The 26,986-nt window shown below is 53.9% G+C and carries 33 protein-coding genes; 17 read left to right on the top strand and 16 right to left on the bottom strand.

The genetic code is table 11. The annotated features are described in order from the left end of the window. Positions 1 to 56: 56 nt before the first annotated feature. The 4 genes from glmM to rlmE form a co-directional block, all read right to left on the bottom strand. The gene (gene glmM, locus FOC35_RS11195) at positions 57 to 1,394 is read right to left on the bottom strand and encodes a phosphoglucosamine mutase (RefSeq protein ID WP_172568909.1); all 1,338 of its coding nucleotides are present in this window, start codon (positions 1,392 to 1,394) and stop codon (positions 57 to 59) included. Then, positions 1,387 to 2,235 (bottom strand): dihydropteroate synthase, encoded by an 849-nt coding sequence (gene folP / locus FOC35_RS11190; RefSeq protein ID WP_016538368.1) that lies wholly within the window; start codon positions 2,233 to 2,235, stop codon positions 1,387 to 1,389. The genes glmM and folP overlap by 8 nt, the downstream gene beginning before the upstream one ends. 98 nt (positions 2,236 to 2,333) lie before the next feature. Next, positions 2,334 to 4,271, bottom strand: coding sequence for an ATP-dependent zinc metalloprotease FtsH (gene ftsH / locus FOC35_RS11185; RefSeq protein WP_016538369.1), 1,938 nt, complete (start codon positions 4,269 to 4,271; stop codon positions 2,334 to 2,336). A 56-nt stretch (positions 4,272 to 4,327) separates the two neighbouring features. Continuing rightward, a complete protein-coding gene (rlmE, locus tag FOC35_RS11180; protein ID WP_016538370.1) occupies positions 4,328 to 4,957 on the bottom strand; it encodes a 23S rRNA (uridine(2552)-2'-O)-methyltransferase RlmE in 630 nt (209 codons plus the stop codon). A gap of 126 nt (positions 4,958 to 5,083) precedes the next feature. On the opposite strand from rlmE, the gene yhbY reads away from it, so the two are divergent. After that, positions 5,084 to 5,377 carry a ribosome assembly RNA-binding protein YhbY gene (gene yhbY, locus FOC35_RS11175; protein WP_008454796.1) on the top strand — a complete coding sequence of 98 codons (294 nt, stop codon included), beginning with the start codon at positions 5,084 to 5,086 and terminating at the stop codon, positions 5,375 to 5,377. 105 nt (positions 5,378 to 5,482) lie between these two features. On the opposite strand, the gene greA is transcribed toward yhbY, so the two are convergent. After that, positions 5,483 to 5,959, bottom strand: coding sequence for a transcription elongation factor GreA (gene greA / locus FOC35_RS11170; protein ID WP_016538371.1), 477 nt, complete (start codon positions 5,957 to 5,959; stop codon positions 5,483 to 5,485). Between the two features lie 254 nt (positions 5,960 to 6,213). On the opposite strand from greA, the gene dacB reads away from it, so the two are divergent. Genes dacB through pmrB form a run of 3 tightly spaced genes read left to right on the top strand, consistent with a single transcriptional unit; the run spans position 6,214 to position 9,364 of the window. Continuing rightward, on the top strand, positions 6,214 to 7,647 hold the full coding sequence (dacB, locus tag FOC35_RS11165; protein ID WP_039899445.1) for a serine-type D-Ala-D-Ala carboxypeptidase: 1,434 nt from the start codon (positions 6,214 to 6,216) through the stop codon (positions 7,645 to 7,647). Positions 7,648 to 7,649: 2 nt separating this feature from the next. Beyond that, positions 7,650 to 8,312, top strand: coding sequence for a two-component system response regulator PmrA (gene pmrA, locus FOC35_RS11160; protein WP_016538373.1), 663 nt, complete (start codon positions 7,650 to 7,652; stop codon positions 8,310 to 8,312). Further along, positions 8,309 to 9,364 (top strand): two-component system sensor histidine kinase PmrB, encoded by a 1,056-nt coding sequence (gene pmrB, locus FOC35_RS11155; RefSeq protein ID WP_016538374.1) that lies wholly within the window; start codon positions 8,309 to 8,311, stop codon positions 9,362 to 9,364. The genes pmrA and pmrB overlap by 4 nt, the downstream gene beginning before the upstream one ends. 39 nt (positions 9,365 to 9,403) lie before the next feature. Here the strand turns inward: pmrB and cgtA are convergent, their stop codons facing one another. The 4 genes from cgtA to rplU form a co-directional block, all read right to left on the bottom strand. Then, entirely contained in the window at positions 9,404 to 10,576 is a 1,173-nt protein-coding gene (gene cgtA, locus FOC35_RS11150; protein WP_016538375.1) for an Obg family GTPase CgtA, read from the bottom strand. Positions 10,577 to 10,592: 16 nt separating this feature from the next. Then, on the bottom strand, positions 10,593 to 11,558 hold the full coding sequence (locus FOC35_RS11145) for a DMT family transporter (RefSeq protein WP_016538376.1): 966 nt from the start codon (positions 11,556 to 11,558) through the stop codon (positions 10,593 to 10,595). Between the two features lie 92 nt (positions 11,559 to 11,650). Beyond that, positions 11,651 to 11,908, bottom strand: a complete 258-nt coding sequence (gene rpmA / locus FOC35_RS11140; RefSeq protein ID WP_007673187.1) for a 50S ribosomal protein L27 — start codon at positions 11,906 to 11,908, stop codon at positions 11,651 to 11,653. A 19-nt stretch (positions 11,909 to 11,927) separates the two neighbouring features. Further along, a complete protein-coding gene (gene rplU / locus FOC35_RS11135) occupies positions 11,928 to 12,239 on the bottom strand; it encodes a 50S ribosomal protein L21 (RefSeq protein ID WP_016538377.1) in 312 nt (103 codons plus the stop codon). A 260-nt stretch (positions 12,240 to 12,499) separates the two neighbouring features. On the opposite strand from rplU, the gene ispB reads away from it, so the two are divergent. Next, positions 12,500 to 13,471 (top strand): octaprenyl diphosphate synthase, encoded by a 972-nt coding sequence (ispB, locus tag FOC35_RS11130; protein ID WP_016538378.1) that lies wholly within the window; start codon positions 12,500 to 12,502, stop codon positions 13,469 to 13,471. A gap of 235 nt (positions 13,472 to 13,706) precedes the next feature. Beyond that, positions 13,707 to 13,970 (top strand): DNA-binding transcriptional regulator SfsB, encoded by a 264-nt coding sequence (gene sfsB / locus FOC35_RS11125; RefSeq protein ID WP_016538379.1) that lies wholly within the window; start codon positions 13,707 to 13,709, stop codon positions 13,968 to 13,970. Between the two features lie 46 nt (positions 13,971 to 14,016). Here the strand turns inward: sfsB and murA are convergent, their stop codons facing one another. The 7 genes from murA to mlaF form a co-directional block, all read right to left on the bottom strand. Further along, complete coding sequence (murA, locus tag FOC35_RS11120) at positions 14,017 to 15,279, bottom strand: UDP-N-acetylglucosamine 1-carboxyvinyltransferase (RefSeq protein ID WP_016538380.1); 1,263 nt, start codon at positions 15,277 to 15,279, stop codon at positions 14,017 to 14,019. A gap of 53 nt (positions 15,280 to 15,332) precedes the next feature. Next, on the bottom strand, positions 15,333 to 15,587 hold the full coding sequence (gene ibaG / locus FOC35_RS11115; RefSeq protein ID WP_008454819.1) for a BolA family iron metabolism protein IbaG: 255 nt from the start codon (positions 15,585 to 15,587) through the stop codon (positions 15,333 to 15,335). Positions 15,588 to 15,717: 130 nt separating this feature from the next. Further along, on the bottom strand, positions 15,718 to 16,020 hold the full coding sequence (gene mlaB, locus FOC35_RS11110; RefSeq protein ID WP_016538381.1) for a lipid asymmetry maintenance protein MlaB: 303 nt from the start codon (positions 16,018 to 16,020) through the stop codon (positions 15,718 to 15,720). After that, a complete protein-coding gene (mlaC, locus tag FOC35_RS11105; protein ID WP_172568908.1) occupies positions 16,020 to 16,649 on the bottom strand; it encodes a phospholipid-binding protein MlaC in 630 nt (209 codons plus the stop codon). The genes mlaB and mlaC overlap by 1 nt, the downstream gene beginning before the upstream one ends. Positions 16,650 to 16,667: 18 nt before the next feature. Beyond that, entirely contained in the window at positions 16,668 to 17,219 is a 552-nt protein-coding gene (mlaD, locus tag FOC35_RS11100; RefSeq protein ID WP_016538383.1) for an outer membrane lipid asymmetry maintenance protein MlaD, read from the bottom strand. A gap of 4 nt (positions 17,220 to 17,223) precedes the next feature. Next, positions 17,224 to 18,006 carry a lipid asymmetry maintenance ABC transporter permease subunit MlaE gene (gene mlaE / locus FOC35_RS11095; protein WP_172568907.1) on the bottom strand — a complete coding sequence of 261 codons (783 nt, stop codon included), beginning with the start codon at positions 18,004 to 18,006 and terminating at the stop codon, positions 17,224 to 17,226. A 6-nt stretch (positions 18,007 to 18,012) separates the two neighbouring features. Beyond that, on the bottom strand, positions 18,013 to 18,828 hold the full coding sequence (gene mlaF / locus FOC35_RS11090; RefSeq protein WP_016538385.1) for a phospholipid ABC transporter ATP-binding protein MlaF: 816 nt from the start codon (positions 18,826 to 18,828) through the stop codon (positions 18,013 to 18,015). 229 nt (positions 18,829 to 19,057) lie between these two features. Here mlaF and FOC35_RS11085 point away from each other — a divergent pair, with 229 nt between their 5' ends. The 11 genes from FOC35_RS11085 (at position 19,058) to npr (ending at position 26,985) form a co-directional block, all read left to right on the top strand. Continuing rightward, positions 19,058 to 20,035: a calcium/sodium antiporter gene (locus tag FOC35_RS11085; protein ID WP_039898865.1), complete on the top strand. Its 978-nt coding sequence runs from the start codon at positions 19,058 to 19,060 to the stop codon at positions 20,033 to 20,035. Positions 20,036 to 20,051: 16 nt separating this feature from the next. Beyond that, complete coding sequence (gene kdsD, locus FOC35_RS11080) at positions 20,052 to 21,038, top strand: arabinose-5-phosphate isomerase KdsD (RefSeq protein ID WP_172568906.1); 987 nt, start codon at positions 20,052 to 20,054, stop codon at positions 21,036 to 21,038. Between the two features lie 17 nt (positions 21,039 to 21,055). Beyond that, positions 21,056 to 21,622 (top strand): 3-deoxy-manno-octulosonate-8-phosphatase KdsC, encoded by a 567-nt coding sequence (kdsC, locus tag FOC35_RS11075; protein WP_016538388.1) that lies wholly within the window; start codon positions 21,056 to 21,058, stop codon positions 21,620 to 21,622. Then, positions 21,619 to 22,191 carry an LPS export ABC transporter periplasmic protein LptC gene (gene lptC, locus FOC35_RS11070; RefSeq protein WP_172568905.1) on the top strand — a complete coding sequence of 191 codons (573 nt, stop codon included), beginning with the start codon at positions 21,619 to 21,621 and terminating at the stop codon, positions 22,189 to 22,191. The genes kdsC and lptC overlap by 4 nt, the downstream gene beginning before the upstream one ends. Beyond that, a complete protein-coding gene (gene lptA / locus FOC35_RS11065) occupies positions 22,160 to 22,711 on the top strand; it encodes a lipopolysaccharide ABC transporter substrate-binding protein LptA (RefSeq protein WP_016538390.1) in 552 nt (183 codons plus the stop codon). Before lptC ends, lptA begins: the two co-directional genes overlap by 32 nt. A gap of 6 nt (positions 22,712 to 22,717) precedes the next feature. Next, positions 22,718 to 23,443 carry an LPS export ABC transporter ATP-binding protein gene (gene lptB, locus FOC35_RS11060; protein WP_016538391.1) on the top strand — a complete coding sequence of 242 codons (726 nt, stop codon included), beginning with the start codon at positions 22,718 to 22,720 and terminating at the stop codon, positions 23,441 to 23,443. 48 nt (positions 23,444 to 23,491) lie between these two features. Beyond that, a complete protein-coding gene (gene rpoN / locus FOC35_RS11055) occupies positions 23,492 to 24,925 on the top strand; it encodes an RNA polymerase factor sigma-54 (protein WP_016538392.1) in 1,434 nt (477 codons plus the stop codon). A gap of 22 nt (positions 24,926 to 24,947) precedes the next feature. Further along, positions 24,948 to 25,235, top strand: a complete 288-nt coding sequence (gene hpf, locus FOC35_RS11050) for a ribosome hibernation promoting factor (protein ID WP_016538393.1) — start codon at positions 24,948 to 24,950, stop codon at positions 25,233 to 25,235. A gap of 82 nt (positions 25,236 to 25,317) precedes the next feature. Further along, positions 25,318 to 25,815 (top strand): PTS IIA-like nitrogen regulatory protein PtsN, encoded by a 498-nt coding sequence (ptsN, locus tag FOC35_RS11045; protein WP_016538394.1) that lies wholly within the window; start codon positions 25,318 to 25,320, stop codon positions 25,813 to 25,815. Positions 25,816 to 25,861: 46 nt separating this feature from the next. After that, positions 25,862 to 26,716, top strand: coding sequence for an RNase adapter RapZ (gene rapZ / locus FOC35_RS11040; protein WP_016538395.1), 855 nt, complete (start codon positions 25,862 to 25,864; stop codon positions 26,714 to 26,716). Then, entirely contained in the window at positions 26,713 to 26,985 is a 273-nt protein-coding gene (npr, locus tag FOC35_RS11035) for a PTS phosphocarrier protein NPr (RefSeq protein ID WP_172568904.1), read from the top strand. The genes rapZ and npr overlap by 4 nt, the downstream gene beginning before the upstream one ends. Position 26,986: the final 1 nt, after the last annotated feature.

Raw genomic sequence — 26,986 nt, 5'->3', positions numbered from 1 at the left:
CGGGATTTAAAGGCGGTATTTGCCGCCTTTTCAATCAGTTTACGAAGAAAGAAGTCTTAAACAGCCTTCACCGCATCGGCAATACGGTTAGCAAATTCCGTTACCTGCGCTTCATCTTCACCTTCAACCATGACGCGAATAAGCGGTTCGGTGCCGGATTTACGCAGCAGGACACGGCCACGATTGCCTAACGCAGCCTCAACCTCAGCCGTGACTTTCTTAACGGTTTCATTTTCCAGCGGATCGCCGCTTCCCGCAGTGAAGCGCACATTAACCAGAATTTGAGGGAACAACTTCATGCCGCTGCACAGGTCATGCAGGCTCATATGGTTGCGAACCATCGCCGTGAGTACCTGCAGACCTGCGACAATACCGTCTCCGGTAGTCGTTTGATCCAGCAAAATAACGTGGCCGGAGTTTTCTGCGCCTATACGCCAGCCTTTTTCCTGCAATTTTTCCAGCACGTAGCGGTCACCCACTTTAGCGCGAACAAAAGGAATACCCAGCTGTTTAAGCGCAACTTCCAGCCCCATATTGCTCATCAGCGTGCCGACGGCACCACCGCGCAACTGGCCCTGACGCAGCCCTTCGCGAGCAATGATATAGAGAATTTGGTCACCATCAACTTTATGACCGAGGTTATCGACCATGATGACGCGGTCACCGTCGCCATCAAAAGCGATACCAAGATCGGCTTTTTCCGCCAGAACGCGTTCCTGCAACATGCGTACATCCGTCGCACCGCATTTTTCGTTGATGTTTACGCCATCAGGTTCGCAGCCAATGGCGATCACTTTGGCGCCCAGTTCACGCAGCACGTTCGGCGCGATGTGGTAGGTCGCACCGTTGGCGCAATCCACAACGATTTTCAGGCCGTTGAGGCTTAATTCATTCGGGAAGGTTCCTTTGCAAAACTCGATATAGCGCCCTGCCGCATCAACAATACGGCTGGCCTTACCGAGCTCAGCGGAGTCCACGCAGGTGATTTCTTTTTCCATTTCCGCTTCGATGGCTTCTTCAACTTCATCCGGCAGCTTGGTACCGTCGATGGAGAAGAATTTGATGCCGTTATCGTAGAACGGGTTGTGGGATGCGGAAATAACGATCCCCGCCTCAGCGCGGAAAGTGCGGGTCAGATAGGCAACCGCAGGCGTTGGCATCGGCCCGGTGAAAGAGGCGGACAGCCCAGCGGCGGCAAGACCAGCCTCGAGCGCCGACTCCAGCATGTAGCCGGAAATACGGGTATCTTTACCGATGATAATTTTACGCGAACCGTGGCGGGCAAGAACTTTACCAGCGGCCCAGCCCAGCTTTAAAACGAAATCAGGAGTAATAGGCGCATCGCCTACGCGGCCGCGAATGCCATCGGTGCCAAAATATTTACGGTTACTCATAGCGTTTGTTTTCCTTCGCTGAAAGCGTGGCTTCTACCACGCGCATGGCTTCTACGGTCTCTTTCACATCGTGCACGCGGAGAATATGAGCCCCCTGCATAGCGGCAATCACCGCGCAGGCCAGGCTACCGCTTAGCCGCTGATCGGGGCCAACATTCAATAACTGCCCGACCATGGATTTACGAGACATCCCCACCAGCAGCGGCATACCGTAGCGATGAAACTCAGCAAGTCGGGCGAGCAGCTGATAATTGTGGGTGAGATTTTTACCGAAACCAAAGCCCGGGTCGAGCAACAATTTATCTTTTGCGATACCGGCCGCTTCGCAGCGGGCAATATGTTCAATAAAGAAGCGATCCACATCGGCAAAAACATCCTCATACTGAGGAGCCTGCTGCATGGTTTTCGGCTCGCCCTGCATATGCATCAGGCAAACCGGCAGCCCCGTTTCGGCCGCTGCCGCCAGGGCGCCCGGCTCCTGCAAGGAACGAATATCATTAATCAGATGCGCGCCAACCCTTGCAGACTCACGGATAACCTCTGCTTTGGAGGTATCGACCGAAACCCAGACCTCGAAGCGCTGAGCCAGCGCCTCCACCACCGGGATAACCCGAGAAAGCTCTTCATCGGTGCTCACCTCTGCGGCTCCGGGCCGCGTAGACTCACCGCCTACGTCGATAATCGTCGCCCCGGCATTAATCATCGCGTTAGCGTGCTTAAGCGCCTCAATCAATGAGTTGTGCTGCCCGCCGTCGGAAAAAGAGTCCGGCGTGACATTCAAAATGCCCATTACGTGAGGGTGGGAGAGATCGAGCGTGGTGCCCTGAGCGGTGAGTTTCATCGAGATTTCCCTGGTTTGTCTGAGGATCTACAAAAACAAAAACCCCGGGGCTGGCCCGGGGTTTATAGATTACTGCAAAAACATCTGGCGTGAGCGTCTTATTTGTCGCCCAACTGCTCTGACATAGTATTGCCCGGGTTTGGCGTACGCGGTTCATCAACCGGACGTGGCGCATTCGGGGTGCCGTTGTTGTCAGAATTATTGCTGCCTTTGCTCGCTTCTTCCCAACCTGCTGGCGGACGCACTTCGCGGCGAGCCATAAGATCGTCAATCTGCGGAGCATCGATGGTTTCATACTTCATCAACGCGTCTTTCATGGTGTGAAGAATATCCATGTTCTCATTCAGCAGCTGGCGAGCACGGGCGTAGTTACGTTCAATCAGTAACTTCACTTCCTGGTCGATGATACGCGCGGTTTCATCGGACATGTGCTTCGCTTTTGCAACTGAACGGCCCAGGAATACTTCGCCCTCTTCTTCCGCATACAGCAGCGGACCAAGTTTGTCGGAGAAGCCCCACTGGGTCACCATGTTACGCGCCAGGTTAGTAGCGACTTTAATATCGTTCGACGCGCCGGTAGAAACATGCTCTGCGCCGTAGATAATTTCTTCTGCCAGACGGCCACCGTACAGCGTGGAGATCTGGCTTTCCAGTTTCTGACGGCTGGCGCTGATTGCGTCGCCTTCAGGCAGGAAGAAGGTCACACCCAGCGCACGACCGCGAGGGATAATGGTCACTTTATGTACCGGGTCATGCTCCGGCACCAGGCGGCCAATAATCGCGTGGCCCGCTTCGTGATAAGCGGTGGATTCTTTCTGCGCTTCCGTCATCACCATGGAGCGACGTTCCGCACCCATCATGATTTTGTCTTTCGCTTTCTCGAACTCAACCATCGAGACCACACGCTTGTTGCCACGAGCGGCAAACAGCGCGGCTTCGTTCACCAGGTTAGCCAAATCGGCGCCTGAGAAGCCAGGTGTACCACGAGCAATGATTGCAGCATCGATATCCGGCGCTAAAGGAACGCGACGCATATGAACTTTCAGGATCTGCTCACGACCGCGAACATCAGGCAGCCCAACTACGACCTGACGGTCGAAACGGCCTGGACGCAGCAGCGCCGGGTCAAGTACGTCCGGACGGTTAGTCGCAGCAATAACGATGATACCTTCGTTGCCTTCAAAGCCATCCATCTCAACCAGCATCTGGTTCAGGGTTTGCTCACGTTCATCGTGACCACCGCCCAAACCGGCGCCACGTTGACGGCCAACGGCATCGATTTCATCGATAAAGATAATACAAGGCGCAGCCTTCTTGGCCTGTTCGAACATGTCACGTACGCGGGATGCGCCTACGCCGACGAACATTTCCACGAAGTCAGAACCAGAGATAGTGAAGAACGGAACCTTAGCTTCACCGGCTATAGCTTTAGCCAGCAGCGTTTTACCGGTACCCGGAGGGCCAACCATCAGCACGCCTTTCGGGATTTTACCGCCCAGTTTCTGGAAACGGCTCGGCTCACGCAGGTATTCAACCAGCTCGGCCACCTCTTCTTTCGCTTCGTCGCAACCGGCAACGTCAGCAAAGGTGGTTTTGATTTGGTCTTCCGTTAGCATGCGCGCCTTGCTCTTACCGAACGACATGGCACCTTTGCCACCGCCGCCCTGCATTTGGCGCATAAAGAAGATCCAGACCCCAATCAGCAGCAGCATTGGGAACCAGGAAATGAAGATAGAAGCCAGCAGGCTCGGCTCTTCAGGCGGTTCACCCACAACTTTCACATTCTTGGTAATCAGACTATCAAGCAGCTTGGGATCATTAACGGGGATGTAAGTCGTGTATCGGTTACTATCTTTCTTGGTAACGTTGATTTCACGTCCGTTGATGCGCGCTTCGCGAACCTGGTCCTGATTAACTTCAGACAGGAAAGTGGAGTAGTCCACCCTACGGCCATTTGACTCGCTGGGCCCAAAGCTCTGGAATACTGACATCAGCACAACGGCAATGACCAGCCAGAGTATTAGGTTTTTCGCCATGTCACTCAAGGGATTAACCTCATATTACAACTGTGTTAACAAACAGCGTCAGGGTACTATAGTTTGCGCCCGGTCGCTACAATGTACACTTCACGTGAGCGGGCACGAGAAGAGTCCGGCTTACGAACTTTAACCGTCGTAAACAGGGAGCGAATTTCCCGCAGGTATTCATCGAAGCCTTCGCCCTGAAACACTTTCACTACAAAACTACCGCCCGGCGCCAGCACGTCCCGGCACATTTCAAGTGCCAGTTCCACCAGATACATAGCGCGCGGAATATCGACTGCCGGTGTCCCGCTCATGTTTGGTGCCATATCTGACATGACAACCTGAACTTTACTGTCACCAACACGTTCCAGCAGGGCTTTGACGACTAATTCATCACGAAAATCGCCCTGAAGGAAGTCCACACCAACGATAGGATCCATTGGTAAAAGATCGCAAGCGATGATTCGCCCCTGATTCCCGATTTGGGTCACGACATACTGTGACCACCCGCCGGGTGCAGCACCAAGATCAACAATAGTCATTCCTGGCTTAAAAAGTTTGTCACTTTGCTGTATTTCATCAAGTTTAAACCAGGCACGGGACCGCAACCCCTTTTTCTGTGCCTGTAGAACATATTTATCGCTAAAGTGTTCCTGCAGCCAGCGGCTGGAGCTGGCAGAACGCTTTTTACCTGTCATCTCAATTTCCAACTTTGTTCATCGTGAATAGCAGGCTAACTAACAATCAGCACAGCCGATTTGGCGATACACTGGAGATGGCGGTAGAATGAACCGTTTTCAATCCCAACGTAAGCAAAAAATACGATGAATCTGAGTACTAAACAAAAACAGCACCTGAAAGGTCTTGCTCATCCGCTCAAGCCGGTAGTTATGCTTGGCAACAATGGTTTGACCGAAGGGGTACTGGCCGAGATTGAACAAGCGCTTGAGCACCATGAGTTAATCAAGGTGAAGATCGCAACGGAAGATCGCGAAACCAAAACCTTAATTGTGGATGCCATCGTGCGGGAAACCGGCGCCTGTAACGTACAGGTCATCGGTAAAACGCTGGTGCTCTACCGCCCTTCTAAAGAGCGTAAGATCTCTCTGCCGAAGTAAGCAGTGGTGTGCAAAATGCCACGCCCTGTTCGTTGATAAAAGGCCGCTATGCGGCCTTTTTCTTTTCTTTACAATACGCCAACCCTTGAGTCAGCGTAGTAAAAATTACAAATATTCTACTTTCAGGATTTCGAATTCTACATCGCCGCCCGGCGTACGAATAACGACAACATCATCGCATTCTTTACCCACCAGACCGCGCGCAATTGGCGAATTCACAGAAATCAGATTTTGTTTAAAATCAGCCTCATCATCGCCAACAATGCGATAAGTAAGCTCTTCGTCGTTATCCAGGTTCAATACCGTTACGGTAGTACCAAAAATCACACGTCCGTTGTTAGGCATTTTTGTGACATCGATCACCTGCGCATTAGACAGCTTGGCTTCGATATCCTGAATGCGACCTTCACAAAAACCCTGCTGCTCACGCGCAGCATGGTATTCAGCATTTTCTTTAAGATCGCCATGTTCACGAGCATCGGCGATGGCGGCAATGATTTGTGGGCGGCGAACGGACTTCAGGAAATCCAGCTCTTCGCGTAATTTTTCAGCGCCACGTAAGGTCATCGGAATAGGTTGCATTTGTTATACCTCTTAAAATCAGTCCTGTGCAGCGCGGTAAATGGGCCACGCTGGCTTAAGAGCATAGCCGGAGCGACGCAATGCACCCCGGCAACAAATAAAAGAAAACCGACCCGGAATCATAGCCCCAGGTCAGTAACAGTTTTCAAATTGACCGACATTTTACCCTGGAGTTCCGTAAGGGTCATCGTTTACTTTGCACCGCGATGCACCGTAGTATGACGGTCACGTTTCCAGGCCGTTACCGCGAGATTATGCGATTTTTGAGATTTGTCATTGGGTTGACCGCTGCTGTAGCCATTAATGCTCAGGCTGCGAATGTAGAAGAGTATACCTCCCAGTTGCCTGACGGGGCGAACCTCGCGCTGATGGTGCAAAAAGTTGGGGCCAGCAGCCCATTTATTGATTACCACAGCCAGCAGATGGCTCTCCCGGCGAGTACCCAAAAGGTCATTACCGCCCTTGCAGCGCTGTTACAGCTGGGGCCGGACTTCCGTTTTACCACTACGCTGGAAAGCCGCGCGCAGGTTGATAACGGCGTGCTGGAAGGCGATCTTATTGCCCGATTTGGCGGCGATCCTACACTTAAGCGTCAGGATATTCGTAATATGGTCGCCGAACTCAAGAAAGCTGGCGTACAGCAAATTAAAGGCAATGTGCTGGTCGACACCTCGGTCTTTGCCAGCCACGACAAAGCGCCAGGCTGGCCGTGGAACGACCTGACCCAGTGCTTCAGCGCCCCACCTGCCGCGGCTATCGTTGACCGTAACTGCTTCTCGATTTCGCTCTACAGCGCCCCGAAAGCCGACGATTTGGCCTTTATTCGCATCGCCTCTTACTATCCGGTTGTAATGTTCAGCCAGGTCAGAACGCTGGCAAAAGGTTCCCCTGATGCCCAATACTGCGAGCTGGATGTGGTTCCCGGCGATCTGAACCGCTATACGCTCACCGGCTGCCTGACTCAGCGAGCCGATCCGTTGCCGCTGGCCTTTGCCATTCAGGACGGGGCGAGCTATGCCGGAGCTATTATTAAAGATGAGTTGAAGCAGGCAGGAATTAGCTATAGCGGCACGCTTTTACGCCAGACCCAGCCCAACACGCCGGGAACGGTTATCGCCAGCAAACAGTCAGCCCCGCTGCACGACCTGCTAAAAATCATGCTTAAGAAATCCGATAACATGATTGCCGATACCGTGTTCCGTACCATCGGCCATAACCGGCTTGGCGTACCGGGCACCTGGCGAGCAGGCTCCGATGCCGTACGCCAGATCCTGCGTCAAAAGGCGGGCGTGGATTTGGGCAACAGCATTGTCGTGGATGGCTCAGGCCTCTCGCGCCACAACCTGATTTCTCCGGCAACCATGATGCAGGTGCTGCAATACATCGCCCAAAACGATAATCAGCTAAACTTTATCTCTATGCTGCCGCTCGCCGGATACGACGGATCGCTGCAATATCGTGCGGGCCTGCATCAGGCGGGCGTTGACGGAAAAGTTTCGGCGAAAACGGGTTCGCTGCAGGGCGTTTATAACCTGGCCGGCTTTATTACCACCGCCAGCGGGCAGCGTATGGCCTTCGTGCAATATCTGTCAGGCTACGCCGTTGAGCCGGCCGATCAGCGCAATCGCCGGATCCCATTGGTGCGTTTTGAAAGCCGCCTCTACAAGGACATCTACCAGAATAACTAACCATGAAACTGCTTATTGTTGAAGACGATTTACTGTTACAGGAAGGTCTGGCGCTGGCATTAGGCGGTGAAGGTTATGCTCTGGACTGCGCCGCTACAGCCGCGCAGGCGGATGCTCTGCTGCAAAGCGGCGAGTACAGCCTGATAATCCTCGATTTAGGCCTGCCGGATAAAGACGGGGCGACGCTATTAAGCCAGTGGCGTCGCCGTGGGGTTAAAAATCCGGTGCTGATCCTGACGGCTCGCGACGCGCTGGAAGACCGTGTTAACGGCCTGGACTCCGGTGCCGACGATTATCTTGTAAAACCCTTCGCTCTCGCCGAGCTTCAGGCACGCGCTCGCGCCCTGATCCGCCGTTATCAGGGCCATAGCGATAATCTGCTGCAACAAGATGACCTGACGCTCAACCTGCAAACTCAGCAGGTCCTGCTGGCCAGTACGCCGGTCGAAATCACGCCTAAAGAGTTTGCCCTGCTCACCAGATTAATGATGCGTATCGGCCAGACCGTCCACCGCGAAACGCTCCAGCAGGATATCTACAGCTGGCAGGACGATCCCGGCTCCAATACGCTCGAAGTACATATTCATAACCTGCGCCGCAAACTGGGCAAAGACCGGATAAAAACCGTGCGCGGCGTTGGCTACCGCCTGGAAAGCCGCTCATGAACAGCATGCGTCGGCGTTTGATGATCCTGCTGGCGCTGATCCTCTTATTCTTCCAGCTGGTTAGCGTGGTATGGCTGTGGCATGAAAGCCGCGAGCAGATTGGCTTTTTGGTTAACGAAACGCTGTCTGCCAGAGCCAGAAACCAGCATGTGGAAAAAGAGATCCGCGAGGCAATTGCTTCCCTGCTGGTCCCTTCGCTGGTGATGGTTGCCTTTACGCTGTTTTTCTCCTTCTGGGCCATCACCTGGATAACCCGCCCGCTCAGCCAGCTACGTTCAAGCCTGGCCAACCGCTCGGCGGACAATCTCTCCCCGCTGCCGATGTTTTCTGACATGGACGAGATGGTCGCAGTCACCAACTCGTTGAACCAGCTTCTTGGCCGCCTTGACCATACCATTCAGCAGGAACGCCTGTTCACCGCCGATGCCGCACACGAGCTGAGAACGCCGCTGGCGGGCCTCAGGCTGCATCTGGAATTAATGGCGAACAAGGGGGTGGAACAGGCGCCCATGCTGCTTGAGCGTATTGATTTGCTGATGCACACCATCGAGCAGCTTCTGATGCTGTCGCGAGCCGGGCAGGCGCTGGCAAGCGGGCACTACAACACGCTGGCCTGGACCCGCGATATCATCGCTCCGCTGAAGATGGAGATGGAAGAGCTGGCTGCCCCGCGCGGGCAAACATTCGTCTGGCCAGCGGACTCAAACCTGACGGTGGAGGGCGACGCAGTACTGCTACGTTTAATGCTGCGTAATCTGCTGGAAAACGCCTCACGCTATAGCCCGGAAGGCGGCACGATCGGCATTCTATTGGAACAAAGGGAGAGTGGAACCGCGCTGGCCGTTGCAGACTGTGGCCCCGGTATCGACGAAGAACATCGTCAGCGTATTACCGAACCTTTCCAGCGTATGGACAGACGCTATGGCGGAAGCGGCATGGGCCTTAACATCGTACTGCGTATTGTACAGCTGCATCATGGCCGCCTGGCGCTGGATAACAGGCCTGAAGGCGGGCTGATAGCCAGCTGCTGGTTGCCCGCCAGCATCCAATAAAAAAGGGCCGGATATTCCGGCCCCTTAAGATTTTGATGCTTATTTCTGATAGATGATTTCCACGCCTTCGTCGTCTTCATCATCCCAGTCGTCATCCCAATCCTCTTCGGCTTCGGACTCCATTTCATCGAGCTGCTGACGATGGTAATCGTCCCACATAAACTCGACTTTCTCGGTCTGCTTAGCCACATCGCTGGCCGTGATCGGGTTCTCAACGATAAAGGTCATCACGTCCCAGCACAGATCCTTAACGCCCATCTGGCTGGCGGCGGAGATCAGATAATATTTATCTTCCCAGCCCAGCGCCTCGGCAATCGCCTTCGCCTTTTCTTCGGCCTGAGCTTTATCCATCAGGTCAATCTTGTTAAAGACCAGCCAGCGCGGCTTGGAGGCCAGGCTTTCGCTGTACTTCTCCAGTTCACCGACGATGATGCGGGCGTTCTCAACCGGATCGGAACCATCGATTGGCTCGATATCAATGAGATGCAGCAGTACGCGGCAGCGTTCAAGGTGCTTCAGGAAGCGAATACCCAGACCTGCGCCGTCGGCAGCGCCTTCAATCAGCCCCGGAATATCGGCAACGACGAAGCTCTTTTCGTTGTCCATGCGCACAACGCCCAGGCTCGGCACCAGGGTAGTAAACGGATAGTCCGCTACTTTTGGCTTCGCAGCAGAAACGGCGCGAATAAAGGTAGATTTGCCTGCGTTAGGCATCCCCAACATACCGACGTCCGCCAGCAGCATCAGCTCCAGTTGCAGATCGCGCTTCTCACCCGGCGTACCCATGGTTTTCTGGCGTGGCGTACGGTTTACAGAAGATTTAAAACGGGTGTTGCCCAGGCCATGCCAGCCGCCCTTCGCGACCATCAGTCTCTGGCCGTGCTGGGTCATATCGCCCATGGTTTCGCCGGTACCTTGATCGATAACGCGAGTACCAACCGGAACCTTCACGGTGACGTCGTGGCCGCGTTTACCGGTACAGTCACGGCTCTGGCCGTTCTGGCCGCGTTCAGCACGGAAGGCTTTTTCAAAGCGGTAATCGATAAGCGTGTTCAGGTTCTCGTCTGCTTCCAGCCATACGTCGCCGCCGTCACCGCCATCGCCACCATCCGGGCCGCCCCTCGGGATATATTTCTCACGACGGAAGCTAACGCAGCCGTTACCGCCATCACCCGCCACGACCAGGATCGTTGCTTCATCAACAAACTTCATCTTACTTCTCCGTAAATCATTCGCCCGAACGTTGCAATGGTTTGGCAGCTTCGGTTTTATGCCAGCGCCCCCAAAGACGGTGGCCTATAGCGGAATACATTGCTCCGGCCACTACGACTAACGCACCGATATAACCCACAAGGTTAAGCAACGGCATGGCGAAATAATCGGGCCAGGCTTGGGATAACAGGTCTGAGAACAGCAGCGTGAACAGCGGGGTTAACGTGATAATGGCGCTAACCTGAGCTGCCTGCCAGCGCGCCATCGCTTCGGCGAGCGCACCGTATCCCACAAGCGTATTCAGACCACAAAAAATTAAGCATGCCAGTTGCCAGCTACTGAGCTGGAAGATGACATTCACTTTCGCCAGCGGCAACAGCGCAAGCGTACATAAAGTGTACAGCAAAAAGAGGATCTGTTGCGAGGCCAGCCGGCGTAATAACACCTTCTGCGCGACGCCATAGCAGACCCAAACCGTCGCCGCCAAAACGCCGAAGATAACCCCAAGGGTGTAATCCGTCAGGCGGGTAAAAATTTCTATCAGGCTGGTATTGAAGAACATGACCAGCCCGCACAGCAGCATGCTGGCACCGATAATCTGGGTGCCACGCATTTTTTCCTTCAGCACGACCACGCTTGCCACCATCATCCCTACCGGGGAGAGCTGGCCGATAACCTGAGAAGCGGTCGGACTTAAGTATTGCAGGGAGGAGCTGAAAAGCAGAAAGTTACCGAACAGGCCGCCGGTGGCAATCGCTAACAGACCAAGCCAGCGCGGCTTACGAAATAACTTCAGCGGCGGCAGCTTACCGCGAACGGCCAGGATCAACCCCAGGCCGATACCGGCCATCAGGAAGCGATAGAACACCACCGTTGGCGGCTCCATCACCGTGAGCACCTGCTTCATTGCTATCGGCAACGCGCCCCAGCACATCGCCGTAATCAGCGCCAAAAGAATGCCGATACCCGCCTGCTGCCCCATGCTCCGTGTCCCTGTATTCATTTACCAGGCGTACAATGTAAAAAGCCCCGCAACACGTTGCGGGGCTTTCATCCGTTACCGGACCGAAAAACTTACTCAGCAACGATGCTGATGTATTTACGATTGTTCGGGCCTTTAACTTCGAATTTCACTTTACCGTCTGCTTTAGCAAACAGGGTGTGGTCACGACCACAACCTACATTGTTACCCGCGTGGAATTTGGTACCACGTTGACGAACAATGATGCTACCAGCCAGAACAGTTTCACCGCCGAAGCGTTTCACGCCCAGGCGTTTTGCTTCTGAATCGCGACCGTTACGAGTTGAGCCGCCAGCCTTTTTATGTGCCATTTAATCTACTCCTCAGGTCTTAGGCGCTGATGCCAGTAATTTTCACATCAGTGAACCACTGACGGTGGCCCGCTTGCTTACGGTAGTGCTTACGACGACGAAACTTAACGATTTTAACTTTCTCGCCACGACCGTGAGCAACAACTTCAGCCTTGATAACGCCGCCATCAACGAAAGGAACGCCGATTTTGACTTCTTCACCGTTAGCGATCATCAGAACTTCAGCGAACTCAACAGATTCGCCAGTTGCGATGTCCAGCTTTTCCAGGCGAACGGTCTGACCTTCGCTTACTCGGTGTTGTTTACCACCACTTTGGAAAACCGCGTACATATAAAACTCCGCTTTCCGCACATACCTTACGTTGGTTTCAGGTAGCGCTATAAATATTCACAATAGGGCGCGAATATTACGCAAATCGTGAGGCTTTGACAAGCCCGTTCGTCAATTAGCGTAGAAAAAAAACGCAACCGCACACACACCGTTTATCTGCCTCGTTTTTTCAGTACAATCTGTACTACAGTATCGAACCTCAACCCTCTCGTTATGCCATATGGATATGGAATAAACAGGACGAAAGCCAGACTTTTGCGATGAATTTAGAAAAAATTAATGAGTTAACCGCGCAAGATATGGCGGGTGTCAATGCGACAATCCTGGAACAACTGAATTCGGACGTCCAGCTTATCAACCAGCTGGGCTACTACATCGTCAGCGGTGGTGGTAAACGTATTCGTCCTATGATTGCCGTGCTCGCCGCACGCGCGCTTGCCTATGAAGGCCAGGCGCACGTCAGGATTGCAGCCCTTATAGAATTCATACATACCGCTACGCTGCTTCACGACGACGTAGTGGACGAATCGGACATGCGCCGCGGCAAGGCCACGGCAAATGCCGCCTTTGGCAACGCTGCCAGCGTGCTGGTCGGTGATTTTATTTATACCCGCGCCTTCCAGATGATGACCAGTCTCGGTTCGCTGAAGGTTCTGGAAGTGATGTCTGAGGCCGTTAACGTCATAGCTGAAGGCGAAGTGCTTCAGTTGATGAACTGTAACGATCCTGATATCACCGAAGAGAGCTACATGCGGGTCATCTACAGTAAAACCGCACGGCTGTTCGAAGCTGCCGCTCAGTGCTCCGGTATTCTTGCCGGTGCGACGGAAGCTCAGGAGAAAGCCCTACAGGATTACGGTCGTTATCTGGGCACGGCTTTCCAGTTAATTGACGACCTGCTGGATTACAGCGCGGACGGTGAGACGCTGGGTAAGAACGTAGGTGACGACCTGAATGAGGGTAAGCCTACTCTGCCGCTGCTGCACGCGATGCGTAACGGTACGCCGGAGCAGACCCTGATGATTCGCGGTGCAATTGAACAGGGGAACGGCCGTCATCTTCTGCAGCCGGTGCTGGAGGCAATGGCTTCCTGTGGCTCGCTGGAATGGACGCGTCAGCGGGCTGAAGAAGAAGCGGACAAGGCCATTAGCGCACTTTCCGTTCTTGCTGACAGCCCTTATCGCGAAGCGCTTATCTCTCTGGCTCACATGTCAGTTCAGCGCGATCGCTAGCCTTTCTGAGCGCGTCGGCAGGCGCGCCAAAAAAACTCCAATAAATTATTTTTTCTTTCTAAAAAACGCCATCTATCGCTAAATATCTCATTAAAATCCCTCCCTTTTGTGTGATTAAACACATATTTAGTTATTTCCAATAGTTACTGGAACCATTTGGAAACTTTTATGATATAACCTTGCCTTGCCATCGTTCAGCTCAGAGCTGAACTTATAAGATCTACAGGGAGAGATTATGGAAAATAAATATGTGGACTGGCATCCGGCGGATATTATTGCCGGGCTACGAAAAAAGGGAACCTCGCTGGCCGCGCTGTCTCGTCAGGCAGGTTTAAGCTCATCAACGCTTGCCAATGCCCTGTCCCGTCCTTGGCCTAAAGGAGAGCTGATTATCGCTCAGGGACTTGGCGTGGAGCCGCAGGTAATCTGGCCTTCGCGTTATCACGATCCGTTTACCCATGAGTTTATCGATAGAGCCAGTAGAATTCGTCAGCCATAAAAAAACCGGGGCAAGCCCCGGTTTTCTACGCTTCAGGCAAAAGGAATTACTCGCTGCCCTTCACGCGCTCAATGTTGGCACCCAGAGCCTGAAGTTTGTCTTCAATGCGCTCGTAGCCGCGATCGATATGGTAGATACGGTCAACCAGCGTAGTCCCCTCGGCAATACAGCCGGCGAGCACCAGGCTTGCGGAAGCGCGTAAATCGGTGGCCATGACCTGCGCTCCGGAGAGCTTTTCAACGCCGTGACAGATAACGGTATTGCTTTCGATTTCCGCGTGCGCGCCCATACGAATCAGCTCAGGCACATGCATGAAGCGGTTTTCGAAGATGGTTTCGGTAATCACGCCGGTTCCTTCCGCTACCAGGTTAAGCAGGGTGAACTGCGCCTGCATATCCGTCGGGAAGCCCGGATGTGGAGCCGTGCGAACGGTCACGCCTTTCGGGCGCTGGCCGTGCATATCGAGGCTTATCCAATCTTCACCGGTTTCAATATCAGCCCCGGCTTCGCGCAGTTTTGCCAGCACCGCATCCAGCGTATCCGGCTGGGCATTACGGCAAATGATCTTACCGCCGGAAATAGCCGCAGCAACCAGGAAAGTCCCGGTTTCAATGCGGTCAGGCAGTACGCGGTACACGCCGCCGCCGAGGCGAGCAACGCCTTCGATGGTAATACGGTCAGAACCTGCGCCGGTGATTTTAGCGCCCAGCGTGTTGAGGAAGTTTGCTGTATCAACAATTTCCGGCTCACGTGCGGCATTTTCAATAACCGTGGTGCCTTCGGCAAGCGTCGCGGCGCTCATGATAGTAACGGTAGCGCCAACGCTCACCTTATCCATCACGATATGAGCCCCTTTAAGGCGGCCATTTACAGAAGCCTTAACGTAACCCTCTTCCAGCTTGATCTCGGCACCCAGCTGCTCCAGGCCGGTAATATGAAGGTCAACCGGACGTGCGCCGATAGCGCAGCCGCCCGGCAGAGAAACCTGACCCTGTCCAAAACGAGCAACCAGCGGCCCCAGCGCCCAGATAGAAGCACGCATGGTTTTCACCAGGTCATAGGGTGCGCAGAAGATATTGACGCCGCTGGCGTCGATATGCACCGAGCCATTACGTTCAACTTTGGTCCCCAGTTGGCTCAGCAGCTTCATGGTGGTATCAATGTCTTTCAGCTTTGGAACGTTCTGGATCTCAACCGGCTCTTCCGCCAACAGGGCTGCGAAGAGGATCGGCAGCGCGGCGTTTTTAGCCCCGGAAATTGTGACTTCACCGCTCAGGCGGGTCGGCCCCTGCACACGAAATTTATCCATTAAAACTGCTCTCTTTAAAATTCAAACCGTTACCATCAGCACGGGCCGATGGCTCAAAAACCATTTAGCTTGCGATCGCGCGCCCACTCTTCCGGAGTGTAGGTCTTAATTGAAACAGCATGCATACGGTTATCGGCGATAAACTCCATCAGCGGCGCATAAACCGTTTGCTGTTTTTTGACGCGACTTAACTCGGCGAACAACTCACCCACCGCTATCACCTGAAAGTGGCTGCCATCGCCTGAGACGTGGACTTCCTGGAGAGGCAGTGCGTTCATCAGCACTGTCTGAATTTCATGATTTTCCATGGGCTTTTTATCTATTCGTCGGTTAATGAAATAAGCCACACATCTTAGAGGAAAGTGGCGCTCGCTGAAATAAGCAAAAAGCCCCGGAACTTAACAGTTCGAGGGCTTTAATAGTAACGTGCTGAAAACATTAGCCGGCCAGGTGCGGCAACAGTTTATCCGGCAGGTTATAGAGCTGGGCAAGAGTCCGTAAATTCTCGCTGGCTCCCTGCAATCGAACCTCCGCGCCTTTCCGCCCGGCGATATTAATCAGATGGATCAGCAGCGCAAGCCCTGCGGTATCAACGCGCGTTAAGCCGCTAAGCTCAAAGCTCGTTACGCCAGCCACCGCCTTCTCACGCACCTGCCAGAGCGACTGAACGGTTTCGCCATCCAGCTCCCCCGTCAGGTGCAGGGTCGCCCCTTCCTGTTTCCAGCTGAGTTCTTCTGCCATTACTTTTTACTGTCCAGCGTGATGGGCTGTTTAGAAATAGTCTGCAACTGAGCGGTAAGGCCGTCGATCCCTTTAGTACGCAGCAGATCGCTCCACTCATTCTGTTTCGTGGTGATCATGCTGATCCCTTCGGCGATCATGTCGTAGGCCTGCCAGTTACCGGTCTGGCTATTTTTACGCCACTGGAAGTCAAGACGCACCGGTGGACGGCCGTTTGGATCGATAATCGTCACGCGGATAGGGATAATATCGGCATTGCCCAGCGGCTGCTCCGGAGCAATCTGATAAGTCTGCCCGTGGTACATCGCCAGCGCCTGGCCATAAGCCTGCTTCAGATACTCTTCAAAAGCTTTGAAATAAGCGTCACGCTGCGCGGGCGTCGCCTCTTTGTAGTAGCGCCCCAGCACCAGCGCACCGGCGTATTTCACCTGCACATAGGGCAGCAGCTCCTGGCCGACGATATCACGCAGATAGTCCGGGTTCTGGCGGATTTTAGGCTGCTCGGTTTTCAGCCGGTCGAAGGTTTTCTGGGCCGCTTCGTTCATTAATTTGTAGGGATTACTCTGGTCTGCCGCCATGGCAAATGGCGCAATCACCAACATGGCAATCATCATAAGACGTTTAAACATTACTCGTTTCCTCTTAGATTAATTCGTGGTGCCAGACTGCGGCGTAGCATCAGTATGACCCGCCGCATGCGGGTCGGCATCGCCAGAATTCTTATTATCGCCGTTGCCGCTCTTATACAGGAACTGACCAATCAGGTCTTCAAGCACCAGCGCGGACTTGGTATCCTGGATAGTACCGCCGTCTTTAAGCATAGATGATCCCAGTTCCGGGTCGTCAAAGCCAAGGTTCAGGGCGATGTACTGCTCACCCAGCAGGCCAGAAGTGCGAATAGCCAGCGAACTGGTATCGGGGATCTGGTTGTAGCGCTGCTCAATATCCAGCGTTACGCGCGGCAGATAAGTTTTCGGGTCGAGGGCGATATCATCAACCCGGCCAATGACTACGCCACCGAGGCGAACCGGAGAGCTGACTTTCAGGCCGCCGATATTGTCAAAGGTCGCATAGACGCGATAAGTCGGTTCGCTGCGCAGGGAAGTGACGTTAGCCACTTTCAGGCAGAGGAAAATAATCGCTACCAGCGCCACCAGCAGAAAAGCACCTACCCAAACTTCAAATTTCTTTGTTTGCATGAACTCAATTCCCAAACATCAGTGCTGTCAGCACAAAATCGAGGCCGAGGACGGCCAGAGAAGCGTGCACAACGGTGCGTGTGGTTGCCCGGCTGATCCCTGCGGACGTCGGAATCGCGTCGTACCCGTTGAATAACGCAATCCACGTTACGGTAATGGCGAAAACTACGCTCTTAATCACGCAGTTCACTAAATCAAGCCGCCAGGAAACCGCATTCTGCATTGCCGACCAGAAGAAACCAGCGTCAATACCTTTCCAGTTAACGCCAACCAGCGCGCCGCCCCAAACGCCAACGGCAACAAAGATAAGCGTTAACAGCGGCAGAGAAATGACACCGGCCCAAAAGCGCGGTGAAACCACGCGGCGCAGCGGATCGACCGCCATCATTTCCATACTGGAAAGCTGCTCGGTCGCCCGCATCAGGCCAATTTCGGCGGTTAATGCAGACCCGGCACGCCCGGCAAACAACAGCGCGGCAACCACCGGCCCCAGCTCGCGCAGCAAAGAGAGCGCAACCAGCATACCCAGGCTTGACTCCGCGCTATAGGTCGTCAGCACCAGATAGCCCTGCAGCCCCAGCACCATGCCGATGAACAGGCCGGAAACCATGACTATCAGCATCGACAGCACGCCGACGTTGTAAAGCTGACGCATCAGCAGCGGCGCATGCTTGCGAAACTCCGGTTTCCCTACCAGCGCGTTGAATAACATCAATCCGGCACGCCCAAACGAAGCGCAGGTTTTTACCCCACGTCGCCCGAAAGATGCCAGTGCATTTAGCAGCATGAGCGCTTAGCTCCTCGTTCCAGATAACAAATCTTGTTGATAATCCCCGGCCGGATAACGGAACGGCACCGGTCCGTCAGCGATGCCGTCGAGGAATTGTCGAACGCGTGGGTCGTGATTTTCACGCAGCTCAGCCGCGCTACCGTGCGCCACAATGTGCTGGTCGGCAGCAATATAAGCGTAATCCGCGATACTTAATACTTCGGGAACGTCGTGGGATACCACAATGCAGGTTACCCCAAGCGAGCTATTCAGCTCAGAGATAAGCTTCACCAGTACGCCCATCGTTATTGGGTCCTGGCCAACAAAAGGCTCATCAAACATGATCAAGTCTGGCTCAAGGGCAATAGCACGAGCCAGCGCGGCACGCCGTGCCATCCCGCCGGACAACTCAGACGGCATCAGTTTAGCCGCACCACGCAGCCCGACCGCTTCCAGCTTCATCATCACCGTGCTATGCAGCAGAGGCTCAGGCAAATTGCGATGCTCGCGCAGCGGATAGGCAACGTTTTCAAACACGTCGAGATCGGTAAACAACGCGCCGGACTGGAACAACATGCTCATGCGCTTGCGGACGGTAAAAAGCCTCGAGCGTGACATTGCCGGAACGTTTTCGCCATCAAACAGGATCTCACCGCTATCGGGGGTTATCTGCCCGCCAATAAGTTTTAATAGCGTCGTCTTGCCGATCCCCGATGGCCCCATGATCGCGGTTATTTTGCCGCGAGGTACGGTCAGGGAAATATTATCGAAAATCTGGCGATCGCCACGGGAAAAACTCATCCCCCGGATCTCAACCAGGTTCGCTTCAGTCTGACTCATCGCCCTTCCTTTTTTGTCTTAAGCGGCAAGCATGGCCTCAAAGAGAGGCTGAAACCCATCATTTTTACAGAATATTACCTGTCCGGGTTAGCGAAAGCTGGCATTTGTTTTACTTTTCTGCCGCATAAAGTCAGAATTAAGACTTATGGCTAAGTCCAGACGGCGCTTCGGCTCCGCCGGAACATTCAGGGCCCAGGACCGGCGATTATACCTTAATAAAGGATTTTTCATGCTGTTAGCTACGGCGCTATTAATTATCGGTTTACTTCTGGTGGTTTATGGTGCCGATCGTTTAGTTTTTGCCGCCGCGATCCTTTGTCGAAGTATCGGCGTCCCGCCGCTTATCATCGGCATGACCGTGGTCAGCATTGGCACCTCGCTTCCTGAAATCATTATTGCCAGCTCATCGGCGCTGCACGGGCAGTTGGACTTAGCCGTCGGAACGGCAATCGGCTCTAATATAACCAATATCATGCTGATTCTCGGCCTGGCCGCGCTGCTTCACCCATTTACCGTCAATTCCGATATTGTACGTCGCGAATTACCGCTAATGTTGATCGTTAGCGCCGCCGCTGGCCTGTTTCTGTATGACGGGGAACTGAGCCAGTTCAAAGGCATAATACTGCTGGCAATGGCGGTGCTATATCTGCTGTTTATTATTAGAATAGGCCGCCTTGCCGAGCGTCAGGGCGAAGATAGCCTCACGCGCGAACAGCTAGCCGAGCTGCCGCAGGAAGGCAGCCTTTCGGTAGCGTTTTTATGGCTCGGCGTCGCGCTGGTTATTATGCCGATGGCCACCAGAATGGTTATCGATAATGCTTCTGTTCTCGCCCACTATTTCGGCGTGAGCGAGCTGGTTATCGGCCTGACGATCATTGCTATCGGCACCAGCCTGCCGGAACTGGCGACGGCGATTGCGGGCGCACGCAAAGGTGAAGATGACATCGCCATTGGCAATATCATTGGCTCAAATATTTTTAATATTGTTTTTGTTCTGGGGATCCCCGCACTGGTGGCTCCGGGCAGTATCGACCCGCTGGCCTTTGCGCGTGATTATTGGCTGATGTTAGCGGTAAGTGCTGTTTTTGCCGTGCTTTGCTGGCGTAAACCTCGCCAAATCGGCAAGCTCGCGGGCGCTCTGTTAACATGTGGGTTTATCGTATGGATTGTGGTGCTTTGGTTTGTTGCACCACCTGTCGTCGGATAAAACGGAAACGGGAATTATGTCTCATATAGATTTAGCGCCGGGTTTTGACTTTCAACAAGCGGGCAAAGACGTGCTCAATATTGAACGTGAAGGCCTGGCTCAGCTCGACCAGTATATTAACGACGACTTCTCGCAGGCTTGTGAGAAAATGTTTTACTGCGCGGGCAAGATAGTTGTGATGGGCATGGGCAAGTCGGGCCATATCGGTAAGAAGATGGCGGCGACGTTCGCCAGCACCGGCACCCCGGCATTTTTCGTCCATCCCGGTGAAGCCAGCCACGGCGATCTCGGCATGGTTACCGCGCAGGACATCGTGATAGCCATTTCCAACTCCGGCGAATCTAACGAAATTATGGCGCTAATCCCGGTGTTAAAACGCCTGCAGGTGCCGTTAATTTGCATGACTGGCCGCCCGGAAAGCTCAATGGGCCGTGCGGCAGATATTCATCTGTGCATCGCGGTGCCACAGGAAGCCTGTCCTCTGGGCCTGGCACCGACCACCAGCACCACGGCAACGCTGGTGATGGGTGATGCGCTTGCTGTCGCGCTGCTGAAAGCCCGCGGCTTTACGCCCGAAGATTTTGCGCTTTCCCATCCGGGCGGCGCGCTGGGCCGTAAACTCCTGCTGCGAGTTAACGACATTATGCACTCCGGGGATGAAATTCCGCACGTCAGCAAAGAGGCCTCTCTGCGCGACGCGCTGCTGGAAATTACCCGTAAAAATATGGGGATGACGGTCATCTGCAATGACCTGATGAAAATTGAAGGCATCTTTACCGACGGCGACTTACGTCGCGTATTCGATATGGGTGCTGATTTAAATACCCTACGCATTGCTGACGTGATGACCGCAGGCGGCATTCGCGTGCGTCCGGGAACATTGGCGGTTGACGCCCTGAACCTGATGCAGTCGCGCCATATCACCTCGGTTCTGGTCGCAGATGGCGACCAATTGCTGGGTGTGGTACATATGCATGACATGCTGCGCGCAGGCGTAGTTTAAACAAAGGATTAGCCTTAATGAGTAACCGTGATGCGTTGCTGAACACCTGTTATGGGCCGGTTAGCGCGCAGGTCATAGAGCGGGCGAAAGAAGTTCGCCTGCTGATTCTGGATGTCGATGGCGTTATGTCAGACGGCCTGATTTACATGGGCAATAGCGGCGAAGAGCTGAAGGCCTTCAACGTGCGCGATGGCTACGGCATTCGCTGCGCCCTGACCTCCGGGATTGAAGTCGCTATTATTACCGGAAGGAAAGCAAAACTGCTGGAAGACCGCTGTGAAACTCTGGGTATCACGCACCTCTATCAGGGGCAGTCAGATAAGCTCATCGCCTTTCGCGATCTGCTGGCAAAGCTGGCGCTCTCTCCAGAGCAGGCGGCTTATATCGGTGACGACCTGATCGACTGGCCGGTAATGGAACAAGTGGGCTTAAGCGTAGCCGTTGCAGACGCCCATCCGCTGCTCACGCCAAAGGCTGACTACGTTACCCGAATTAGCGGCGGGCGCGGCGCGGTGCGGGAAGTTTGCGATCTGTTATTGATGGCGCAAGGTAAGCTTGACGAGGCCAAAGGGCAATCCATATGAGTAAGACCAAACGTTGGCTTATCATCCTGCTCGCCATCGCGGCGCTGGTCCTGATCGGCCTGAATCTTACGGATCGTGACGAACCCGGCGTAACCGTCAAAAATAATGATCCCACCTATCAGAGTGAGCTTTCCACAACGGTAGTGTACAACCTGCAGGGCGCGCTGAATTACAAGCTGATAGCCCAGCATGTTGAACATTTTTCGGATACGGGGATTTCCTGGTTCACCAAACCGGTGATGACCCAGTACGATGAAAAGAAGGTCGCCACCTGGGAAATTCACGCCGATCGCGCCAAACTTACCGATGACAAAATGCTCTATTTGTACGGCAACGTGGTGGTAACGGCGCTGACCCCGGAGTCGCAGTTACGCAAAATCACGACAGACAATGCGCAGGTTAACCTCGTCACCCAGGACGTTGCGTCCGACGACCTGGTTACCCTGTACGGTACCAGCTTTAATTCCAGCGGCCTGAAAATGCGCGGCAACTTACGCAGCCAAACTGCACAGCTGATTGAAAAGGTTAAAACCTCTTATGAAATCCAGAATAAACAAACTCAGCCTTAAACTTGTTCTGCTTGGTACGCTCTTTGCCGCACCATGGTCCGCCTGGGCGCTGACCGGTGATACCGAACAGCCGATTCATATTGAATCGGACCAGCAGTCCCTCGATATGCAGGGTAACGTCGTCACCTTCACCGGTAACGTCGTGGTGACTCAGGGCAGTATCAAAATCAACGCCGATAAAGTTGTCGTCACCCGTCCCGGCGGCGAGCAGGGCAAAGAGGTGATCGACGGCTACGGCAACCCGGCAACCTTCTACCAAATGCAGGACAGCGGGAAGCCGGTAAAAGGCCACGCCTCCACCATGCATTATGAGCTGGCCAACGACTTCGTCGTGCTGACCGGTAAAGCTTACCTGGAACAGCTGGACAGCAATATCACCGGCGACAAGATAACTTACCTGGTGAAAGAGCAAAAAATGCAGGCGTTTAGCGATAAAGGCAAGCGAGTCACCACCGTGCTGGTGCCGTCTCAGTTGCAAAACAAAAACGGCCAGCAGCCGGCACAGAAAAAGAGTAACTAATTCGTTATGGCAACTTTAATTGCGAAAAACCTGGCTAAAGCCTACAAGGGCCGCCGCGTGGTCGAAGACGTCAGCCTGACCGTTAAATCAGGCGAAATCGTTGGGCTGCTCGGGCCAAACGGCGCCGGTAAAACCACGACGTTTTATATGGTTGTAGGTATCGTGCCTCGCGATGCGGGCAATATCATCATTGATGATGAAGACATCAGCCTGCTTCCGTTGCATGCCCGCGCACGCCGTGGTATCGGCTACCTGCCTCAGGAAGCCTCTATTTTCCGCCGCCTGAGCGTTTTCGATAATCTGATGGCGGTGTTGCAGATTCGCGATGACCTGACCTCAGAGCAGCGCGAAGACCGCGCCAACGAGCTGATGGAAGAGTTCCACATCTCTCATCTGCGCAATAGCCTTGGGCAGTCGCTGTCCGGCGGGGAGCGCCGCCGCGTTGAAATAGCCCGCGCGCTGGCAGCAAACCCAAAATTCATCCTGCTGGATGAACCTTTTGCCGGCGTAGACCCGATTTCCGTAATTGATATCAAACGCATCATCGAGCATCTGCGCGACAGCGGCCTCGGCGTGCTGATTACCGACCATAACGTCCGCGAAACGCTGGCCGTCTGCGAACGCGCCTATATCGTTAGCCAGGGCCACCTGATTGCCCACGGCACGCCGGAAGAAATCCTTGAAGACGAGCAAGTTAAGCGAGTCTATCTGGGCGAAGAGTTCAGACTCTGATAGGGTGGGAAGTCTTACACGACTTATTTGAGGACGTTTGCTCTGAACATGAAGCAAGGTTTGCAATTACGGCTTAGCCAACAACTTGCTATGACGCCCCAGCTACAGCAGGCAATTCGCCTGTTGCAGCTCTCGACGTTAGAGCTTCAGCAAGAACTCCAGCAGGCACTGGACAGCAATCCATTGCTTGAGCAAACCGACCTGCATGATGAAATCGATACTCAGGAAATGCCTGAGAGCGAAGCCATGGACACCCGCGAAGCCCTCGAACAGAAAGATATGCCCGAGGAGCTGCCGCTGGACGCCAGTTGGGATGAGATCTATACCGCAGGAACCCCTTCGGGCACCGGCACCGACTATCTCGACGATGAGCTTCCCGTTTATCAGGGGGAAACGACCCAGTCGCTTCAGGACTACCTGATGTGGCAAGTTGACCTGACGCCCTTCTCCGACACGGACACCGCGATTGCAACTTCGATAGTCGACGCGGTAGACGAAACCGGGTATCTCACCGTCCCGCTGGAAGACATTCTGGAAAGCATGGGCAACGACGAGGTCACTCTCGATGAAGTCGAAGCGGTGCTTAAGCGCATTCAGCGCTTCGATCCGGTAGGCGTGGCGGCGAGAGATTTGCGCGACTGCCTGCTGATCCAACTTTCTCAATTCGCCAAAGAAACGCCCTGGCTGGCTGAAGCTCGCCTGATTGTTAGCGATCATTTAGATCTGCTGGCTAACCACGATTTCCGCGCCTTAATGCGTGTAACAAGAATCAAAGAAGACGTGCTGAAAGAGGCCATGTGCCTGATTCAGTCGCTTGACCCACGCCCCGGCCAGTCCATTCAAACCGGCGAGCCTGAATACGTTATTCCGGACGTGTTGGTGCGTAAGCTACAGTCACGCTGGACCGTAGAGCTTAACTCCGACAGCATTCCCCGCCTCAAAATCAACCAGCAATATGCCGCCATGGGCGGAAATACCCGCAATGACAGCGATTCGCAGTTTATTCGCAGTCACCTGCAGGAAGCGAAGTGGTTGATTAAAAGTCTCGAAAGCCGCAATGATACGCTGTTACGCGTTAGCCGCTGCATTGTGGAGCAGCAGCAGGGCTTTTTTGAGCATGGCGAAGAGCACATGAAGCCGATGGTGCTGGCGGATATTGCCCAGGCGGTAGAGATGCACGAATCAACCATCTCAAGGGTGACGACGCAGAAGTATTTGCACAGCCCGCGCGGCATTTTTGAATTGAAGTATTTCTTCTCCAGCCATGTCAGTACCGAAGGCGGCGGCGAAGCCTCCTCAACGGCAATTCGTGCGCTGGTGAAGAAGTTAATAGCTGCGGAAAACCCCGCCAAACCTCTGAGCGACAGTAAATTAACCTCAATGCTGTCGGATCAGGGTATTATGGTGGCACGCCGCACAGTTGCGAAGTACCGAGAATCTTTATCCATTCCACCGTCAAACCAGCGTAAACAGCTGGTGTGACTTCACCGATAAGGAAGACACTATGCAGCTCAACATTACAGGGCAAAACGTCGAGATAACCGATGCACTGCGTGATTTTTTGAACGCTAAGTTTGCCAAACTGGAGCAGTACTTCGAAAGAATCAACCAGGTCTATATTGTATTAAAGGTGGAAAAAGTAACTCATGCGGCGGATGCTACGCTGCACGTGAACGGTGGAGAACTGCATGCCAGCGCCGAAGGCCAGGACATGTATGCCGCGATTGACGGACTGATTGATAAACTGGCCCGACAGTTAACAAAACACAAAGATAAACTAAAACAACACTGATAATCCGGGCATCAGATGTGCATACGGTCGGCCCGCTGCCTGTGTAGCGGGCCGTTCGCACAAAAAATGCTTAGGTGAACTTATGATGAACAACGATTCGGCTCTACAACTGAGCAATGTCCTTAACCAGGAATGTACTCGCAGTGGCGTCCACTGCCAGAGTAAAAAACGTGCGCTGGAAATTATCAGCGAACTGGCAGCAAAACAGCTTGGCCTGCCGCCGCAGGTCGTTTTCGAAGCCGTATTAACCCGCGAACGTATGGGCAGTACCGGCATTGGCAACGGCATTGCAATTCCCCACGGCAAGCTTGAGGAAGATACGCTGCGCGCCGTTGGCGTCTTTATCCAGCTGGAAACGCCTATCGCTTTTGATGCTATCGACAACCAGCCGGTGGACTTGCTGTTCGCGCTGCTGGTGCCGGCGGATCAAACCAAGACCCACCTTCATACGCTGTCTCTGGTGGCGAAGCGTCTGGCGGATAAAACCATTTGCCGCCGCCTGCGTTCGGCCAGCAGCGATGAAGAGCTTTACCAGATAATTACTGAAACAGAAGTCGATAACGCCAGCGAAAACGAATAATCGGCACGTTTGATGTACCGGACAGATAAATCGGGGGAATGATTACATGGTGCTGATGATTGTCAGCGGCCGCTCAGGTTCAGGGAAGTCTGTAGCCTTGCGCGCACTGGAAGATATGGGATTCTACTGTGTGGATAACCTGCCGGTTGTTCTGCTGCCGGAGCTGGCAAAGACGCTTGCTGACCGGCAAATTTCCGCCGCGGTCAGTATTGACGTGCGCAACATGCCGGAATCACCGGAGATCTTCGAGCAGGCGATGGACAATCTGCCGGATGCTTTCTCGCCGCAGCTGCTGTTCCTGGACGCCGACCGCAACACCCTGATTCGCCGCTACAGCGATACTCGCCGCCTGCACCCGCTCTCCAGCAAGAATCTTTCGCTGGAAAGCGCTATCGACGAAGAGAGCGACCTGCTCGAACCGTTGAAATCCCGCGCGGACTTGATTATCGACACCTCGGAAATGTCGGTTCACGAGCTGGCTGAAATGCTGCGTACCCGCCTGCTGGGCAAACGCGAGCGCGAGCTGACGATGGTGTTTGAGTCCTTCGGCTTCAAGCACGGCATCCCGATTGATGCGGACTATGTGTTTGACGTTCGCTTCCTGCCTAACCCGCACTGGGACCCGAAGCTGCGCCCGATGACCGGCCTCGACAGACCGGTTGCCGCCTTCCTCGACAGGCACACAGAAGTACACAATTTTATCTACCAGACCCGCAGCTATCTTGAGTTATGGTTACCCATGCTGGAAACCAACAACCGTAGCTATCTGACCGTCGCTATCGGCTGTACCGGCGGTAAGCACCGTTCGGTTTATATTGCAGAGCAGCTGGCCGACTACTTCCGTTCGCGCGGCAAGAACGTCCAGTCCCGACACCGCACGCTGGAAAAACGTAAAACATGACCGTAAAGCATACCGTTGAAATCACCAATAAGCTGGGCATGCACGCCCGCCCGGCTATGAAGCTGTTTGAACTGGTGCAAAGCTTTGACGCCGAAGTAATGCTGAGAAATGAAGCAGGAACCGAAGCCGAAGCCAGCAGCGTGATTGCTCTGCTGATGCTGGATTCCGCCAAGGGTGGGTACATCGAGGTGGAAGTGACGGGTCCTGAGGAAGAACAGGCTCTGGCGGCGGTAATCGCGCTGTTCAATGCCGGTTTTGACGAAGACTAAG

The sequence above is a fragment of the Cedecea sp. FDAARGOS_727 genome, assembly GCF_012273235.1.
Taxonomy (GTDB): Bacteria; Pseudomonadota; Gammaproteobacteria; order Enterobacterales; family Enterobacteriaceae; genus Cedecea; species Cedecea davisae.
The sequence above is the reverse complement of the archived record's forward strand: the minus strand, read 5'-3'. Positions and strand labels throughout refer to the sequence as shown.